General features: G+C 41.5%; 16 protein-coding genes. 12 read left to right on the top strand and 4 right to left on the bottom strand.

Annotated features, from left to right (window positions below):
* Positions 1-173: 173 nt before the first annotated feature.
* The gene (locus DZ860_RS18630) at positions 174-857 is read right to left on the bottom strand and encodes a nitroreductase family protein (RefSeq protein ID WP_120034289.1); all 684 of its coding nucleotides are present in this window, start codon (positions 855-857) and stop codon (positions 174-176) included.
* A 321-nt stretch (positions 858-1,178) separates the two neighbouring features.
* Here DZ860_RS18630 and DZ860_RS18625 point away from each other — a divergent pair, with 321 nt between their 5' ends.
* From DZ860_RS18625 to DZ860_RS18590, 8 genes are all read left to right on the top strand, one after another.
* Complete coding sequence (locus tag DZ860_RS18625; RefSeq protein ID WP_120034287.1) at positions 1,179-2,429, top strand: MFS transporter; 1,251 nt, start codon at positions 1,179-1,181, stop codon at positions 2,427-2,429.
* 39 nt (positions 2,430-2,468) lie between these two features.
* Complete coding sequence (locus DZ860_RS18620; RefSeq protein WP_120034285.1) at positions 2,469-3,617, top strand: acyl-CoA dehydrogenase family protein; 1,149 nt, start codon at positions 2,469-2,471, stop codon at positions 3,615-3,617.
* 51 nt (positions 3,618-3,668) lie between these two features.
* Positions 3,669-5,252, top strand: a complete 1,584-nt coding sequence (locus tag DZ860_RS18615; protein ID WP_120034283.1) for an acyl CoA:acetate/3-ketoacid CoA transferase — start codon at positions 3,669-3,671, stop codon at positions 5,250-5,252.
* Positions 5,253-5,359: 107 nt separating this feature from the next.
* Positions 5,360-5,542 (top strand): hypothetical protein, encoded by a 183-nt coding sequence (locus DZ860_RS18610; RefSeq protein ID WP_120034281.1) that lies wholly within the window; start codon positions 5,360-5,362, stop codon positions 5,540-5,542.
* 2 nt (positions 5,543-5,544) lie between these two features.
* Complete coding sequence (locus DZ860_RS18605; protein WP_120034279.1) at positions 5,545-7,179, top strand: dihydroxyacetone kinase subunit DhaK; 1,635 nt, start codon at positions 5,545-5,547, stop codon at positions 7,177-7,179.
* Between the two features lie 25 nt (positions 7,180-7,204).
* Positions 7,205-8,287, top strand: coding sequence for a glycerol dehydrogenase (locus DZ860_RS18600; RefSeq protein ID WP_120034278.1), 1,083 nt, complete (start codon positions 7,205-7,207; stop codon positions 8,285-8,287).
* Between the two features lie 171 nt (positions 8,288-8,458).
* Positions 8,459-10,249 carry a helix-turn-helix domain-containing protein gene (locus tag DZ860_RS18595; RefSeq protein ID WP_120034276.1) on the top strand — a complete coding sequence of 597 codons (1,791 nt, stop codon included), beginning with the start codon at positions 8,459-8,461 and terminating at the stop codon, positions 10,247-10,249.
* A gap of 10 nt (positions 10,250-10,259) precedes the next feature.
* Positions 10,260-11,954 (top strand): sigma 54-interacting transcriptional regulator, encoded by a 1,695-nt coding sequence (locus tag DZ860_RS18590; protein WP_120034274.1) that lies wholly within the window; start codon positions 10,260-10,262, stop codon positions 11,952-11,954.
* Between the two features lie 144 nt (positions 11,955-12,098).
* On the opposite strand, the gene DZ860_RS18585 is transcribed toward DZ860_RS18590, so the two are convergent.
* A complete protein-coding gene (locus DZ860_RS18585) occupies positions 12,099-12,977 on the bottom strand; it encodes a LysR substrate-binding domain-containing protein (RefSeq protein WP_120034272.1) in 879 nt (292 codons plus the stop codon).
* 160 nt (positions 12,978-13,137) lie between these two features.
* Between DZ860_RS18585 and DZ860_RS18580 the strand changes: the two genes are divergently transcribed.
* The 4 genes from DZ860_RS18580 to DZ860_RS18565 all read left to right on the top strand — a co-directional run bounded on the left by DZ860_RS18580 (position 13,138) and on the right by DZ860_RS18565 (position 17,071).
* On the top strand, positions 13,138-14,289 hold the full coding sequence (locus DZ860_RS18580) for an iron-containing alcohol dehydrogenase (RefSeq protein ID WP_120034270.1): 1,152 nt from the start codon (positions 13,138-13,140) through the stop codon (positions 14,287-14,289).
* 235 nt (positions 14,290-14,524) lie between these two features.
* Positions 14,525-15,091: an S-(hydroxymethyl)glutathione synthase gene (gene gfa / locus DZ860_RS18575; RefSeq protein ID WP_120034267.1), complete on the top strand. Its 567-nt coding sequence runs from the start codon at positions 14,525-14,527 to the stop codon at positions 15,089-15,091.
* Between the two features lie 317 nt (positions 15,092-15,408).
* Positions 15,409-16,557 (top strand): S-(hydroxymethyl)glutathione dehydrogenase/class III alcohol dehydrogenase, encoded by a 1,149-nt coding sequence (locus tag DZ860_RS18570; protein WP_005598059.1) that lies wholly within the window; start codon positions 15,409-15,411, stop codon positions 16,555-16,557.
* A gap of 181 nt (positions 16,558-16,738) precedes the next feature.
* Positions 16,739-17,071, top strand: coding sequence for a DMT family transporter (locus DZ860_RS18565; RefSeq protein WP_120034265.1), 333 nt, complete (start codon positions 16,739-16,741; stop codon positions 17,069-17,071).
* A 74-nt stretch (positions 17,072-17,145) separates the two neighbouring features.
* Here DZ860_RS18565 and DZ860_RS18560 read toward each other — a convergent pair whose 3' ends face one another.
* Both DZ860_RS18560 and DZ860_RS18555 read right to left on the bottom strand, forming a co-directional pair.
* Positions 17,146-17,676, bottom strand: coding sequence for an MltR family transcriptional regulator (locus DZ860_RS18560; RefSeq protein ID WP_120034263.1), 531 nt, complete (start codon positions 17,674-17,676; stop codon positions 17,146-17,148).
* 46 nt (positions 17,677-17,722) lie between these two features.
* Positions 17,723-18,871, bottom strand: coding sequence for a mannitol-1-phosphate 5-dehydrogenase (locus tag DZ860_RS18555; protein ID WP_120034261.1), 1,149 nt, complete (start codon positions 18,869-18,871; stop codon positions 17,723-17,725).
* Between the last annotated feature and the right edge of the window lie 22 nt (positions 18,872-18,893).

Genomic DNA, 18,893 nt, shown 5'->3' with positions numbered 1-18,893 from the left:
GGAATAATACGTGCCACAGGTAGTTTTGATTTTTAATAATTACTTAGTGAAGATTAAACGCCTAGATTGAATAAAATTATGTAATTCCCTAGGCGCGTATTGAAGACAGTTTTATGTGGTAAATTATTGTCTGTCAGTTAGCTATGTATTGATTAATACACCATCTATAATGATTAGTGTTCGATGACTACATCACTAAGGTCAACGCGTAAACGAGGGCCATATACCCCCTCAGGTCGACGTTTACCACAACTTACAACCATACAAACTTCTGATTCTTCAGGTAGATTCAATAATGACTTGATTGCACCCTCTTCAAAACCCTCCATTGGACAGCTATCGTAGTCAGCTTCTGCTAGTGCGTACATAAACGTCATTGCTGCGAGAGCTGCACTCTTGTTCAAAATGACCCGCACATCATTTTTACGTAGTTCCTGGCCTTTCTCCCCATCTAACCCTTTGTATTCAATTAGATCTACACCACCATAAAGGAACGGCATATCTTTCTCATAGTAAGCAAATACGTGTTCTGGAGTGTTTGGTTTACTAGCAAAAGCATCACGAATTACTTTCGCATTCATATCCGCACGATCACGCCATTTTTGTGGTGCTGTTACAAATACAATCAGTTCATTTGCTGATTTTGCTGCATTTTGACCAAGGCAACATGCTTTCATTTTCTCCAGCATTTCTGGGCTTCTTACTCGATGGAATTCCCATAATTGCATATTTGAGCTATTGGGAGCTAAGGTTGCCAGTTCTAGTGCCTGAGTGACGACGTCATGGTCAAACGCATACTCAGAATCATATTTGCGCACTGCGCGGCGGTAATTTACGACATCGCTAAAACGTTTCATTGATTCTTCCTAAATTTCAAATTGAATTAACTTTACGGGGCCAATGTATCAAGTTGACACGGTCAAAATGAAATGTTTTTTTAGCGTTTCATAATTGAAACGTTTTTATTTGTCTTTTGGTCAAAATGACCATTTTTAATATGGAATAGGTACTAAACGGGGAATGATCACAAATAATTAGCGTTTAAAAATGGTCAAAATGACATTTTGGGTCATTAGTCAATTATTGAAATTCCATTTTGATTTATTTCTACTGTTAATTTTGGTTTTCCATAATGATTCAGTCATCTGTCCTACATTAGAAATGAAAGGTATATAGCAATGAATCAAAATGAAAAAATTCCTGCAAGGGGTTGGGCTATTGTGTGGATCGCATGGCTTGCCTTTATGGTCGCTAACCTCTCCAACTTCGCCTTTGGTGTCATTTTGCCTGACATGCGAAATGATATTGGATTTGATTTAGAAACGGCCGGCTTACTTAGTGCGATTGCCTGGGTAGGTAAAGGATTACTTACGATTCCTATTATTTGCTTTATTAGTAAAGGTAAACCTAAAACAGTACTGTTTGCCATCTTCGTTATCCTTGGTCTCGGTATGCTACTTCAAGGTTTCGCTACGAACGTAACAATGTTGTTTGTTGGTCGTTTGTTCGTAATGGGGGTTGCTGCGGGTATCGTTTCTGTCCTTGTGGTCTTTAAGATCCAATGGGTACCAAAAGAAAAAATGGGTTCTGTCAATGGCGTAGAAATGTTTACTGGACCAGCTGGTCAAATGCTTGGTACAGCAGCGTTCCCAATGTTCCTAGCAATGATGACGGGTTGGCGTGAAGTCATGATAGTGATGGGTTTCTTCTCTCTTATTTTAGCTGTTGCTTGGTTAGTCGTAGCGAAAGACAAAGGTGAGTCACAAACCAATTATGAGAAAGTACCCGTACTTCAACCATTAAAAGAAGCACTGACTTACAAGAACACATGGATTCTTGCACTTGCATGGCCAATGACATCGCTGACTTGGATTGCGGTATACACATTCTGGCCTACATACGCAGTAGAAAGCTTGGACTTATCGATTGGTCAAGCAGGTATGGTACTTGGATTCCTACCGATTGGTTCTGCAATTGCTTGTCTAGTATCACCAATAATGGCTCAGAAGTGGGGCTATGATAAACCGCTTATCGTTGCATCAGGTGTTGTACTACCAATTGCTTACTACAGCTTAATGCTAACAGCGAGTGTACCACTGCTCTCTATTGCAACCTTTATTGCTGGCTATGCCGCATACAACTTCGTTCCACTGGCTTTTACCACTCTTTATAAAACAGACATGTCACCACGTGCAGTATCAATGGGAACAGGCTTTATCTTCTCATTAGTAGGCTTAGGTGGTGCAGCTGGCGGCGCAGCAACGGGTTGGCTAGGTACCCAATATGGCCTTGAAACTGCGTTATCTCTAACTTGTATTACCCCAGCGTTCTTTGCCGTGTTGACTATGTTCCTTTCGGAAACTGGTTGGAAAGCAGAACAGAAAAAAGCAGAAGAAGCGGATATTACGCTCGAAAATAAACCAGCTTAATTAGCCCAATATCAAAAAATTCAATTTAAAAGGTGTGAAATGAACTTCTTAATCGATCAACAGCATCAAGCGATTTTTGAAAAAGCGAAAGCATATAGTGTGGAATGTTTGGCTCCATTTGCTTCCCAACTCGAGAATGATCGCGAGCTGCTAAAAGCCAAAATGAAAGAAATGGCAGAGCAAGGTTTTTACGGGTTAGGTATTCCGAAAGAGATGGGGGGTCATAGCTACAACTACCTCCAAATGTCTTTGGTATATGAAGGGCTAGCGTATGGCAGCGGCATTATGTCTTTCCTGCTTCAGCTGCAAAACAATATCAATATGGAAATTGCCACTTTCTATGAAGATATCGACCCTGAGATTTTAAAAGTCGTACCAGACCTTGCTAATGGCAATAAAACAACGGCATTCGTACTCACTGAGAATGCATCAGGTTGCGATCCATCCGCAACGAATGCTTATGCAGAACTGGATGGTGATGTTTACCACATTCACGGACAAAAAGATTGGATCACCAATGCACAAGATGCGGATTACTTCAATGTCATGGTGAAAGACGGCAAAGACAGCCAGAACATGATCATGCTGTTTGTTGAGAAAGGGACTCCGGGCTTACGTTATATCGCAAACCGTGAACGCATGATTGGCAACGGCATCATTGTCGGAAGTTTGGAGTTTGATAACTGTACGGTACCAAAAACAAACTTGTTATCAGCGAATGGTTTTAAAGAAGCATTAAAAGCGATTGATGTTGCACGTGTGTTTACACCAGCTATTGCGATTGGTGTAGCTCAACAAGCGGTAGATTCGGTGGCTGAATATCTTGGTCAGCGTGAATCATTTGGTAAACCAATTTTAACCAACCAAGGCATTCAATGGCAGTTGGCTGAAATGAACACCAAAATCGAAGCTGCTCGTTGCCTACTTTACAAAACAGCTGCGGTTATGGACAGCGGAGAGCCAGTTGCAACGATTGCTGCGATGAACAAGCTGTTTGCTACAGATGTAGCAATGGAAGTAACGGTGAAATGTGCCCAGTTATTTGGTGCAGAAGGCTTCATGAAAGACGCACCGATCGCCAAGTCAATGGCTGTCGCTAAGATGCTGCAAATCGTTGATGGCACATCAGAAATTCAAAAAATTGTGGTTGGTCGCGGTATCGCTCGTCAATACCTACCTCGCCGATAATTTAAGCAAAAGTTTATTTAAAGTATTCAAATAATTTATAGGAATTCCAGTATGTCTCTACACAATAAAATTATGGATGTGAAAGAAGCAATTAACCTAATCAAATCAGGTGATTGTGTGGCAATTAACGGTTTCGGTTCTCTATGTTTCCCAGAGACAGTTGCGATTGCTCTTGGTCAAAAATTTCTTGAAGAAGGTCAGCCACGTGATTTGAGCTATTACTTTGGTGCTGGCCTAGGTGAGTCTCAGGAAGGTCGTCTAATTGATGCAATCTCTCATGAGGGTATGGTTCGTCGCGTTGTTGCTTCTCACTTTATTAAAATGCTTGGTCTTAAAAAACTGGCGGCTGAAAACAAAATTGAAGCGTACAACTTACCATATGGTCCTATTAGCCATACGTTCCGTGCAGCGGCGGCCAAGCAACCTGGTGTGTTGACTAAAGTCGGTCTTAAAACATTCGTTGACCCACGCAATAGCCGTGGCGCACTGAATGAACGTTCAACTGACACACTAGCTGAACTGATGGAAATCAACGGTGAAGAGTTCCTATTCTACAAAGCACCAAAAGTGGATGTTGCTATCATTCGTGGCACAACAGTCGACGTAAACGGCAATATCTCTTTTGAACATGAAGCTTTCTACCTAGACCCATACAGCACAGCAATGGCTGCAAAAGCGAATGGCGGTAAAGTTATTGTTCAGGTTGAACGTGTATCGGCAACAGCTTCTCACCCACGTAGCGTGAAGCTACCTGCGGCAATTATTGATGCCGTGGTGGTTGATGGCGAGCAAATGCAAACCATGATCGAAAAATATGAACCGGCTTACACTGGCGAGTTCATCATGTCGAAAGCAGATATCGAGAAGAAACACGAGACAATCGCTCAACTAACATCAGGCAGTGGTAAAAAACCACGTGAACTACTTCATAAAGTCATTGCTCGTCGTGCCGCGATGGAGCTACGTGATGGCGCTGTTGTTAACCTAGGTATCGGTGTTCCTGAATTAGTTCCAGGCGCAGCAAAAGAAATCGGTATGTCGACCAATATGTACCTAACAATCGAAGCTGGTTTGATTGGTGGTACACCAGTCGGTGGTTTGTCATTTGGAGCGGTACTGAACCCTGAAATGTGTCAAGACACAGCGAGTCAGTTTGACCTATATGACAGTGGTATGTTGGATATCACTTTCGTTGGCGCGATGCAGGTTGATGGCTCTGGTAACGTTAACGTAAGTCGTGCTGGTGACAAGATTATCGGTGTAGGTGGCTTTGTTAACTTAACGGCAAGTGCAAAGAAAGCCGTGTTCTGTTTCCCATTCTCTGGTGGTGGTCTAAAAACTGACATCGCAAATGGCAAACTAACGATTCACCAAGAAGGTATCTACCCTAAATTTGTTGAGAAAGTGGATGAAATCTCAGCAAGTGGTGACTTCCGTGCAGAAGAAGGTGGCGTGACTATCTACGTGACTGAGCGTTGTGTATTTGAACGTAACCGCGATGGCATGATCTTGACTGAGATTGCACCAGGTGTGGATCTACAAAAAGACATTCTAGATCTACTACCGTTTGCTCCAATCGTTTCTCCAGGACTCAAAGAAATGGACGCTCGTTTCTTTAACGACGACGTGGAATAACGACTTACTCCCGGCTTCGAAAGAGGCCGGGATTCTTTTTCATTATGCTGCTATGAGCCATGCCAACAATGACAAAGCGCGGAAGCAGCTCTATGAGGTAACGGCGAATGAAAAATGATTGTAGTTACGATGAGATGGCGAAAGATATTTTTGTTTGTCATCTAGGAATGAGTGAGGGAGAAGCGCAAAAGCAATTGGCGACTATTTTCCCGCGTTCTAAAAATGATGTAACCATCAAATCCTATCCTGACCAAAAACTCACGAAACATTCAGATAATAAAAAGGTGTAATTGTGGCTGAGCTGATTATTAATAAAAAAGAATCATGGGTATCAGATTCAATCGACGGCACGTTGTATACGCAGCGTCTAGGCAATCTGGTCAAACTTGATTTTAATAACGATATCAAAGTCATTACTCGTAAAGATTGGAACAAAGACAAAGTTGCAATTATCTGTGGTGGCGGGTCAGGCCACGAGCCAGCTCACGCGGGCTTTGTTGGTAAAGGAATGCTGACAGCAGCGGTATGTGGTGACCTTTTTGCTGCGCCGAGTGTTGATGCCGTATTGAATGCCATCATCCATGTAACGGGTGAAAAAGGCTGTTTAGTTATTATTAAAAATTACACGGGTGATCGTCTGAATTTTGGATTGGCGTGTGAAAAAGCAAAAGAGATGGGTTATGACGTTGAGTTAGTTATCGTAAATGATGACATCTCAATTCCAAACAATCCTAAACCTCGTGGCATTGCAGGTACTTTGTTTGTGCATAAGGTTGCGGGACATTTGGCAGAAAAGGGTGCTTCACTTATTGACGTTAAAGCCGCCGCGCAAAAGGCCATTGATAACACGGCAAGTATAGGCATTGCACTGACGAGTTGTTCACTACCAGGTGATACCAGTGAAGGTCGTATTGCTCGCGGAAAAGCAGAGCTTGGTCTTGGTATTCATGGTGAAGCAGGAATTGAAACCATTGATGTAGCTGAGTGCCGTGATTTTGTTGAATTGATGTCAGACAAGCTTTTGGAAGCGCGTCCTAGTGAAAAGCACGCGGTTCTTATTAACAACCTAGGTGGTTTATCACCGATCGAAATGAACGTTGTTGCTAAAGCCGTAGTGGAATCAAAATTAGGTAAAAATACCGAATTTTTTGTTGGACCAGCAGCTTTAATGACCGCTATTGATATGAAAGGTTTTTCATTATCATTACTGCGTTTAGATGATGAAACTCGTGCGGCACTGCAATCTGAAACAGCAACAGAAGCGTGGCCTGGTGTTATTGCTCAATGCGATCGCGCTGTAATTCAGTGTGAAAATAAAGCGGTGAAAATTGAATATACCCCTAGCCAGAATGATGCTGTTGCGGTAGCGGTTCGCACCGTTTGTGGCACTTTGATAGATTTAGAATCGGAACTGAATCGTTTAGATGCGATCGTTGGTGATGGTGATACGGGATCAACTTTCTCAGCGGGCGCTCGAAAGATCCTGACAGAGTTGGACGCAAATAATTTACCGCTTAATGAGCCATCGGTTCTTTTAAACGTAGTTGGTGAAAAGCTGACTAGCGTGATGGGAGGCTCATCAGGTGTTCTTCTATCTATTTTCTTCACCGCGGCAGGTAGCCACTTTGCCGTCAATAAAGACTTGGTCTTAGCACTGCAAGATGGTCTTGCTCGTATGATGCAATATGGCGGCGCTAAACCAGGCGATCGCACTATGATTGATGCGCTATACCCAGCATTAAACTCATGGAAAGAACACGATTTAGAGACAGCTGCAACAGCGGCTCGCGAAGGCGCGGAAGCTACTTCAGTGATGCTTAAAGCAAATGCGGGACGTTCATCTTATCTAAATAGCGATAGCTTGAATGGCACAAAAGATCCAGGCGCTTACGCTGTTGAATGTGTCTTCGCATCTTTGACTAAATAAACGAATTGAGAATAGGAATATCATCATGGACAAAATCATAATTTCTCCTAGCAAGTATATCCAAGGCGAAGGTGCGTTAGCGAATATCGGAAAATACGTCTCTACTTTTGGCTGTCAGCCATTTGCTATCGCTGATGACTTCGTCATGGGGCTTACGCAAGATACGGTGAGTAGTAGTTTTGCTGGAAATGATATTGAAGTGACGCTTGAGCGCTTTAATGGTGAGTGTTCTCGCCAAGAAATCGAACGCCTTATCATTTTATCAAAAGAGATTCAGGCGGATGTCATCATTGGTATCGGTGGTGGTAAGACGTTGGATACAGCTAAAGCGATTGCGTTTTATTCCAAATTGCCAGTTGTGATTGTACCGACAATTGCATCAACTGATGCGCCGACATCGGCATTAGCGGTTATCTACACACCGGAAGGGGAGTTCTCTGAGTATCTTCTATTCCCATCAAACCCTAACATGGTGATTATGGATACCGCCATCATTGCTAAAGCACCTGCACGTTTACTCGTTGCTGGTATGGGTGATGCACTTTCAACATGGTTTGAAGCACGTGCCAACATGACGTCAGGCAAAACCACTATGGCAGGCGGTGCACCAACGCGTTCAGCACAAGCTCTGGCAAAATTGTGTTATGAGACGCTACTCGCGGATGGTCTAAAAGCAAAAGTGGCGGTTGAAATGGGTGTCTCAACTCCAGCGGTTGAAAACATCATTGAGGCCAATACTTATTTAAGTGGTATTGGTTTTGAATCAAGTGGTCTTGCGGGAGCACATGCTATTCACAATGGTCTAACTAAGCTGGAAGAGTGTCACCATTTGCTACACGGTGAAAAAGTGGCGTTTGGGACATTAGTTCAACTTGTGCTCGAAAATGCAGATTACAGTGAAATCCAAACAGTACTAGACTTCTGTCACAGTGTTGGTTTACCAACTAATTTACACGCTATGGGTGTTAAAGAGTTGGATAACGATAAGTTAATGGAAGTTGCAAGAGCATCTTGCGCCGAGGGCGAAACGATTCATAACATGCCGTTCCCTGTGACAGCTGAAAAAGTGTTTGCAGCGATTGTAACGGCACATCAGTTAGGTCAATAACAGGCTGACATATAAGTAAAACCTCAGATTGCATCTGCAATGCTGAGGTTTTTGATTTTAGTCAACCAAGAGGTATTTAACAGATTCTCGCCTCTCAATATCTGATGAACGAGATATCTTAAAATGTCCCTAAAATTACAATGGGTTATCTTCGTTTTTTGAGCAGTATATATGCGTAGTTCTAGTGAAAAGTACAAAAAATGGTTGCTTCATATTCAAAACAATTGGCCAAATCGAAATATATCAAAAGATCCTTTGGTTTGTTCTTGGTTTGAAGATAAAGAGCTATGCGCCTTTAACTGGGATACGCAGTCTATCTCGATTCAATCAGTGCAACTTAACTATCAACATACAGCGAGCTATATCGATCATATACAAAGTACGAATTTATTGTCGGTACTAGGTGAGAGCAGTGCTTGGTGTTTACTTGATACACAAGGTGTTGTAGTGGCAATACAAATGTCGCCAGAGCTTAAAATGCCGTTGGCAGAGTTGGGAATTGAAGAGGGATTTTGCTTTGATAAATCTCTGATCGGCACTACGGCATTTTCGATGTCAAAATCGACCAATAAAACCGCAGTAACGAGCTACTATGAAACCTATAAAAAAGCCCTCCACGATATAGCGTTTGTTTGTGCTCCCGTAAGAAATGACAGCCGTGGCTTGTTCTTAATGGCTATGTTTGAACAGTGTAATGAAAAGCAGCTAACAGCCGCAAAAAACCACTTAGAAGCATTGACTCATTATCCTTTAAAAACGCTAAATAACGTGATGTTGTTTGAAGATATTCTGGATGGCATGCCTGAAATGGTGTTTGTTTTTGGCGATGACAATAAGCTCAAATATGCGAACAGTGCCGCAAGAAAAAATAGCGTGAATGATAAAATTTATGTCGATGGTATAGCGACATTTAGCGTGTCATCGCTATTAGGAGATGCTGAGTCGGAGACATTAAATTTTAAGACCAATGAAGTGAGGGTGAGTGCATATATTCGTCGTCAGTATAGCGGCGATAAATGTATTTGCTCTGTGAGAGTGGATTCGCAAAATGTACATGACGGTGATTGGCGTCAGGCAGTCCTTTCTCAATGTGTAACAAAACAGAGCTACCTTGACCGTTTTGTTGCTCTACGTGGTAATAGTGGATTGCGTCTTTTTATTACGACAGATGTTGGCGCAGGTGAGCACTATATTATTGATTACATTGCTCAGCAGTTGAACTCAAAAAAGTTAGTAACCGTCGATTGTCTTGCTGGTTTCGCGTCGAGTGAAGTCACGCCTAGTATGCGTGTGCAATTTCTTAAACTTATTGAATCGGCCAATGGGCAGCTTCTGTGTTTTGAGAATATCGACTTACTCTCGTTGGATTTACAAACAGCATTGTTAAAAGTTCTGACCTCAGGTCTCATCAACGATGATGATGGCAATTATCAGCCATTTAACACTGATCTCATCTGCTGCTCTGGGGCTGGTTACGATTGGGAAACGTCACGTCTTAATCGACTTCTTTATATGCGAATCTCACTCGCTGAACTAACACTTAAGCCTCTAGCTCAAGATAAATCACGCTTGCATCGAGCCTTGCACCAAACGCTAGAACAGCTCTGCATTCGTGAAAAAGTGACGATTCATTTTGATCAAGAGGCATTAGGCGTACTTATGGAGTACCACTGGCCGGGGAATTTTTTAGAAGTATTTCAAACGCTAGAAAGTGCTGCGCATAGAAGAGAATATGGAATGATCACCTTAAACTCTCTTCCAGATAGAATGAGAAAAAAGTCCGAGGCACAATCATTTATGAATATGGCTGATGCGGAGCGAAACGTCATTTTGACGGCATGGCGAGATCATCATGGTCATGCTGCTTGTACTGCGAAAGCTCTGGGTATGAGTCGTACAACATTGTGGCGAAAAATGAAAAAATTCGATTTAAGTCGTCAAATTTTGACGGATAAAATATAAGGATATTACGATGGGCACATTACATTACGGTATCAAAGATTCTCGGTTAGAAGGCATAAAATCACCGACGTTGATTGAAGATTACGCTCAAGTGATATCTAAGATCAGTTCTTTACCTATGGGGATGGACGGGGTGTTTTTGCTATTTAGTCATGAGTTTATTTGTTTGTCGCTAAGCGGTAACAAGGTAATAAAAGCATTGCTTGAAACTCAGAATCATCTCATCGGAAATTACTGGCCGCCAGAAATATTAGGGCTTCAAGAAGTTTTTCATTTCCGTCTTAGCTGTAAGCAGAGCCTTTCCGTTATGAGTGTTCCCATTACTGACTCTAGACGTGGAGTTTTAGGCTATGTGACCTATATTCACACGGATTCTACAGCATTAAAAAATGCAGATGTGACCTTAACAATGATGGCTGATTACCTGCTTGAGATGAACCATCATCGTCTTCAGCAACAGAAAGAAGTCTTAAACTGTCAGTATATTGATTTTCGTAAAGCCTGTTTTTTAATGGTGGATAATGATGGTGTTATTATTCACGCGAGTCAGGCGTTTTTTGAGCAATTCAGCATCAAGCAGAGCGATGTTATTAATGCAAACTTGTTTGATTTGTTTTTGTTTCCGCCAAAGATCAAATATCTGATTACAGAGGGAACTTCAATTGATGGTGAAAACGTAGACTTCGATTTTATTGGTCAATTGCAGCAGTATAAATTGCATATGAATGTGATTGATAGTCAGCATCGAATGTTAGATTTTTCATCGATAGAGATGATGGTATCGGCACAAGATAAAAGTCACCGATTAGCGTTCACGCTTGATCGCTATATTACTGAATCACCGGACATGCAGCGAGTGATCGCTGCAGCTAAAGAATCAATAAAGAATACATCTCCGATTTACATTATGGGAGAAGAGGGAACGGGTAAGCGTAGTTTAGCACTTACCATCCATGACTCTTGTGAGCGCTATAGTGAGGGGCCATTCATCGCAGTTAACCTACACTCAGTAAAAAAAGAAGACCTTTCAACATTGTTGCTTGGTTCTGATGAAGGTGAGGGGACCAAATCAAAGTTTGAAATGGCTAATGGCGGAACGCTATATATTGAAAGAATAGATCTGTTGCCTGGGGTTCTCCAAGCGGCTTTAACTCACATTATTTTGACCAAAACGCTATTTGATATTAATACCAATGAATCGGTGAATTTGAATTTCCGTTTAATAACCAGTTCAATTAAACGCTTAGAGGACCTTGTGCATGAACGTCGATTCTGCCCCTCTTTGTATTACTACCTTACCGGCGCATCGCTTGTCTTGCCGAACTTGCAAAATCGACTGGAAGATATTCCACTGATTGTTGAGCGAAAACTGACGGAGCTATATGGGAGACGTGAAGCTATCGATGAAAGCTTATATTCGCTCTTATTAGAGCATGCTCGTCAGCGCGTATGGTCAGGTAATATATCGGAACTTTCAAAGTGGATTGAGCATACTTTTCTTCATCGAGATAGTGTGCTGCTTGATGCATCTTCCGTTGAGGCCATGTCAATAGTTGCTACTTCAATTCAACCTTTGGATGACATTGAAAAGCGAGAAATTGCGAATGCACTCGCTGTGCTCAACCGACAGTATGCCGAGGTCGCGAAGCAATTAGGTATTAGCCTTTCAACTCTTAGACGCAAGATAATCAAATACTCTCTTTAAGCGGGACTGGTCGTAAGTAAACAACATCTCAAGCCTCCTGCTCGTTTAAGTAGCTTGAGGCTTTTGATATGGGATAGGGGTATTCAGTTTGTGAGTGACGTTTGTGGTTTTTTCTATAGTCAGTTGCTTGCTAAGCGGTGAATGTTAAGTGAGGTTTTGATTTAAGTGTGTGGCAAGATAATCGACCAGCAGTCGTATTTTAGGTGAAAGTTGGCGATTAAAAGGATAAAGCGCCCAGATTCCCTCATCAGCTAATCGATATTCTTCAAGTAATTCAACTAATAGCCCATCATCTAAATATTGTTGTACATAGTAATCTGGTAATTGCACGATGCCTTGTGATTTTAAAGCGGCGTCAGCGAGCGCAAAACCACTGTTGTAGTGCAATCGGCCAGAGACCCGGTAATTTTTTAAATTACCATTTTCATTGAAATGCCAGTGATCGAGCGTTCCAACTAAGCAGTTATGAGTATTTAAATCTGCTATTGTTGTAGGTTTTCCGTGTGTTGCGATGTATTCCTGTGATGCGCAAACATAAAGGGAGCGAGTAGAGAGTTTTTTTGCCATTAAACTTGAGTCACTTAAGGCCCCTAGTCGAATGGCAAGATCATACCCCTCCTCAACTAAATCGACTTGTTGGTTCGTGAGATTGGCTGAGATTTCAATCTCAGGGTAAAGACCAACGAAGTCATTGATTAAAGGTAAAACTTTGTACTCGCCATATGTTACCGGAGCCGTCAGCTTGATCCTTCCTTTTGGGTTGCTTTGACGGTTGGTAATAGAAAGCTCAGCTTCATCTAGGTGATTTAATATATCTCGGCAATGCTGGTAATAAAGCTCACCTTCTTCAGTTAGTGATACTTTTCTTGTTGTTCTATATAGCAATTTTATGTTCAGGCGCTCTTCTAGCAGCGTTACTTGGCGGCTAACCTGAGCTGTTGATACTTGCATTTTTTTCGCCGCTTGAGTAAAGCTCATTGCTTCAGCAACATGAACAAATTCATCGATACCTTGCCATTTCATTGTCCGTTCCCTCCATTTAAGGCACAAAGCCTAGAATTTATTTATACGACTTATTGTTAACTTATAGGTAATAGTATTTTGATAAATGATGGAATTATCAAGTAATAGTAAACAACCTAACATAGGCACCAGTTAGTTTAATACTTATGAGGAAACAACAATGAGCAATACATTTTATATGCCTCCAATGTCTTTAATGGGTAAAGGTGCAATAAAAGGCTTGGGTGCTGAATTGAAATCTCGTGATTTTAAAAAAGCACTGATTGTGACTGACAAGGTTCTAGTTGAAATAAAGTTGATTGAGAACCTGACAGATGAGCTGGCTTTAAATGGCATTGATTATTCGATTTTTGATGAAGTAAAACCAAATCCAACAGAAAAAAATATGGAAGATGGTCTTGCTCAACTGAAAGCGCAAGATTGTGATTTTGTCATTTCTTTTGGTGGTGGTTCTTCACATGATTGTGCAAAAGGTATCGCCTTAGTGGCATCAAATGGTGGTCATATTCGTGACTATTCAAAAGGGGTGCATACGGCTGCTAAGCCTCAATTACCGCTTGTTACTGTGAACACCACTGCCGGTACTGCTTCTGAAATGACGGTGTTTGCCATTGTCACAAATGAAGCTGATGAAACCAAGTATCCTGTGGTAGATAAACATCTCACTCCGATTATTGCCGTTAATGATTCAGAACTCATGGTGGCTATGCCAGCGTTTCTAACTGCAGCTACTGGGATGGATGCCCTTACTCACGCCGTTGAAGCTTATGTTTCAACCGCTGCAACCCCGGTTACAGATGCAGTGGCGATTAAAGCGATTGAGTTGATTGCTCTTAATTTGGAAGCTGCGGTTGCAGATGGTTCAAATATTGAAGCTCGTGATGCGATGCAATATGCCGAGTATCTAGCCGGTATGGCATTTTCTAATGCATCACTAGGTTATGTACATTCAATGGCTCATCAACTTGGTGGTGTGTATGACCTTGCCCATGGTTTGTGTAACGCCATTCTTCTTCCAGAAGTGTCGCGTTTCAACGCTCAAGTTAAGGGGCAACGTTTCGCTGATATTGCTAAAACCATGGGAGTTGATATCTCGAATATGGCGGTCGAAGATGCTGCAGAAGCCGGTATTGTTGCGATTGAAGCCTTATCAGAAAAAATAGGTACAGCGCAAAAGTTAGCTGACCTAGGAGTACAAGAAGATCGTTTGGAGTTCATGGCAATCAATGCATTAAATGATGCGTGTTCGCTGACTAATCCACGCAAAGCAACCACTGAAGAGATTGTGAACCTTTATAAAAAGGTGATGTAACTCTTTGGTTCTAAATTCCTGTCCAAGGTAAGGGGGATGCGTCATCGCATAAAAAATAACAATCTGAATATTCAGATTGTTATTTCCCCTAAGCCTTTCTTACCTAGGTTGTAAGGCTTAATGACTTAATTCATGAGAATTGAAGACATAAGTATCTAGGTTTTAATGAGTCTAAATTTTAAACACTATGAACACACACTTGGCAAAATTGCTAAACTTAGTAAAGAGACAAAAAATGAATACGATTAAATTACACCCATCGATTGATAATGGTTTTCCTGCAACAGGTAATGACTTTAATGGTGGGGTGTTAAATTGCCAATGTAAGACTGATAAAGTTAGTGTAAAACTCACCGCTCAAACTGCACATAATCATGCTTGTGGATGTTCTAAATGTTGGAAACCTGAGGGAGCATTATTCTCTCAAGTAGCTGTTGTTCCGCGTGAAAATGTGGAAGTGATTGCTAACCAAGATAAATTAGAGACGATTGATGAATCTGCTGTCATTCAACGTCACGCTTGTAGCGTATGTGGAACACATATGTATGGCCGTATTGAAAATGAATCGCATCCATTTTATGGATTAGATTTTGTTCATACTGAGCTATCCGATGATAAAGGTTGGTCAGCGCCACAATTTGCTGCATTCGTTTCTTCGATAATTGAAACGGGAACCGATCCAAAAGATATGAATGCTATTCGTGAACGTTTTAATCAGTTAGGCCTGCCAACTTATGACTGCCTTTCTCCTGCGTTAATGGATGCTATTGCTACTCATATCGCAGCACAAAATAAAGCTTAATTAAAAACTGTGGTCATTTGATAGTCCTATCGTTAAGTGGCCACTTTAAGCTCATCTGTTCTTCTTCGTTGTTACTATGCTTAATTTAGCAATTTGCTATCGATTGTAAGAGGTTCGAGCGTTAACGTGTTTAAGTTATTATTACGCTTGTGTAATAATAATTTTCAAAATGATGGGATTATCAAAAATGCGTAATCATCTATACTAATCACAACAACGAAGCAACGAGAGATGTTTATCTCAACTAAGCTTACTTCGAATTGATTTAAATCTTATGTCGGTCCTTACTCTTTGTAAGCCTAATGAAGGAAAATCCAATGACGCTTGAAATTAAACCAGGTCAAACTCATATCAAATCAAAAGCTATGGTTGCGTGGGCAGCTGGCGAACCACTTAAAATGGAAGAAGTCGATGTACAACTACCAAAAGCGGGCGAGGTTTTGGTTCGCATCGTTGCGACAGGTGTTTGTCATACTGATGCATTTACGTTATCAGGTGATGATCCTGAGGGTATCTTCCCATCTATCTTAGGTCACGAAGGTGGCGGCATTGTTGAAATGATTGGTGAGGGTGTTACTAGTGTTGAAGTGGGTGACCACGTTATTCCGCTATACACCGCAGAATGTGGCGAATGTAAATACTGTAAGTCTGGTAAAACGAATCTTTGCCAAGCTGTTCGTGAAACTCAAGGTAAAGGCCTAATGCCTGACGGAACAAGCCGTTTTTCAGTTAATGGTGAAACTATTTTCCATTACATGGGTTGCTCTACTTTTTCTGAGTACACGGTATTACCAGAAATTTCATTAGCTAAAGTTGCTAAAGATGCACCATTAGAAGAAGTGTGTTTACTTGGCTGTGGTGTTACTACCGGTATGGGTGCAGTGCTTAATACTGCAAAAGTGCAACAAGGCGATACCGTTGCAGTATTTGGCCTTGGTGGCATCGGTCTCTCGGCTATCATTGGTGCTCGTATGTCAGGTGCGAAAACTATCATTGGTGTTGATATTAATGAAAGCAAATTCGAGCTAGCAAAACAGCTTGGCGCGACTGACTGCATTAACCCAATGAAGTTTGATAAACCAATTCAAGATGTGATTGTTGAAATGACAGATGGCGGTGTGGATTACTCATTCGAGTGTATCGGTAACGTTAATGTGATGCGTCAAGCACTTGAGTGTTGTCATAAAGGTTGGGGTGAATCAGTGATCATTGGTGTTGCAGGTGCAGGTCAAGAGATCTCAACTCGTCCATTCCAACTGGTGACTGGTCGTGTATGGCGTGGTTCTGCGTTTGGTGGTGTAAAAGGTCGCTCTGAACTACCAGAAATTGTGAATCGTTACATGGCGGGTGAGTTCGGATTACAAGAGTTCATCACTCACACAATGGGCCTGCAAGATGTCAATGAAGCATTTGAACTAATGCACAAAGGCGAATCTATCCGTACCGTTCTTCATATGGATAAGTAATCGCTGTTGAATCCGCCTTGAGGGCCTAACTTAACAGTTAATGTGAAAGGTCGAGATAGTATTGTTTATCTCGGCCTTTTATATAAGTCATATTTTCATCCCAATACACTCATTTAATCTTCTTGTTTAAATAAGAAGGTTCCATTTGTCGCATTCCAATTTTATCTATAGGAACATTCTGATGAGCTGGTTTTTTATTATTTTGGCTGTTTCGGCTGAAGCGCTTTCGCATGTTGCTTTGAAGGCAACGGATGGTTTTAGTTTGACTAAACCAGTTCCTGCGGCTTTAGTGATAGGTGGACACCTTGCCGCGTTTCTCTTTTTAAGCCAAGCAATGAAAGGTATGCCTGTCGGTGTGGTGCATTCTTTGTGGGCTGGCCTTGCTATTGTTGCCGTTAGCTTAATCTCTACGGTCGTTTACCGTCAGCACCTTGAACCAATAGTATGGGTCGGTATTATTTTTGTTGTGATTGGTGTTGTTCTGATTAATTTTTCTCAAGGTCACGTACATTAATATAGGGACATAAAGTAGAGAGAGTCACTACCCCTACAATAAGTTAAGTTGATCTATCTTCATGAATAACTTATCTAAAATGGACTATCTTTAGCGAGTTCATTACAAATTTCAACAATAGCAAGAGAAAGCCCAGACTTAATGATTTGCTGTTGTCTTTGTAGTTGAAGCTGGTAAAACTCTAGGTCTATATCGCCATCAGGTTCACTGACGTTCAATTGCACCATGCTCATTTTATTGACTAAATTGAGTTGTTTAATGGGCTCTAGAATTTTGGGGTCAGTAAATTCAAAGTCCGACTCTTCACTATTAAGTTTGTGTTTGAGTTTTATGATGTTTTCGATGTCGTGATAAACATCGTCAGGTAAAACGCCAAGGCCATAGAGTAACTTTAATCTTACAGATAGATCGCCCAAAGGCCCTGAGTCTTGTAATAGGGGGCCAACAACGGATTGTACTGCGAAATTATCTTTACGAAAGATGCGCTGAATAAGCGAATCTATCGAGTCATTGAATACATCAACGGCGGCTACGAAGAATCCGCGTACCGATGTCGCGCAATTCAGTCGTTCGATGATCTCTGTTTCGTTGATTTTATCTGCCATAAACTGATCTAAAAATTAGTGGGGGGAGCTGAGCTCCCCCTTATTGTTATAATTGTTGATAAAGTGATTCAATCTGAGCCACTTCAGCGCTGTTCTTATCTAAGCCAGTGTAGTGGGCTAATGTTTCCTTGATGCCATGTTCTTGCAGCGATGTTTGTAATTCGATGGCCTGTGGATCGCTTTCACTCGTGTATTTCAATGCAGCGGCGATGCCTTTTAAAAGCGTCTTGTTTTCAGTACCGTACTCAATTGTACCCAGTAATGGTTTAATTAATCTATCATTTGCGCCTAATTTGCGAATTGGCTGGCGTCCTACGCGATCAACTTCATCCACTAAATACGGATTAGCAAAGCGAGTTAGGATCTTATCGATGTAAGCAGCGTGCAATTGGCGATCAAACCCATAGCGACGAATCAGTACTTCACCACTTTCAATCATCGCTTGCTTCACTTGGGCATGGATGGCTGGATCTTCAATGGCCTCCCGAATAGTGCGATGCCCTTCTAGGTTGCCTAAATAAGCGGTAATGCAATGGCCAGTATTGAGAGTAAAAAGTTTTCGTTCAACAAAAGCCATCAGATTATTGGTTTTTTCCATACCGTTGATGTCAGGTATTTCACCTTTGAATTGCTGCTCATCAACAATCCACTCGCTGAAGCTTTCTACTGTAACCTCTAGAGGATCATCATTCGCAGCTTCTGCTGGTGGCACGATACGGTCAACTGCTGAATCAACAAAGCCAACTAATTCATCGACTTTCTCATGTAGTTGTTGGTCGAGGTATTTATACACTTCACCTTTTAAGTGCGTAGTACCACGAACCATATTTTCACAAGCAATAATGTTGAGCGGCTTTTCATTGCCGGAAGCTAGGCGTTTTTCAATTCCCTTAGCGATGGTTTTAGCGATGATATCCAATACATTTGGACCAACAGCTGTCGTAACGAGATCGGTTTTAATCATTTTCTCAATAACGGCATCACTGGCTGAGTTAACAGCAGTAACGTGAGTTACCGTATCGATAGAACATTCAGAACCAACCACTTTAACTTTGTATTCCTGTTTGTGACTAATCTGATCAACTAAAGGCCCATTAACATCTGCAAATGTTACTGCAACGTCAGCGTCAGAGAGTAACTTACCAATAAAGCCACGACCGATATTACCCGCACCAAAATGAACAGCATTTTTCATAATCTTACCTACTAAATAGTGA

The sequence above is a fragment of the Vibrio sinensis genome (assembly GCF_003605645.1).
Classification (GTDB): Bacteria; Pseudomonadota; Gammaproteobacteria; order Enterobacterales; family Vibrionaceae; genus Vibrio; species Vibrio sinensis.
The sequence above is the reverse complement of the archived record's forward strand: the minus strand, read 5'-3'. Positions and strand labels throughout refer to the sequence as shown.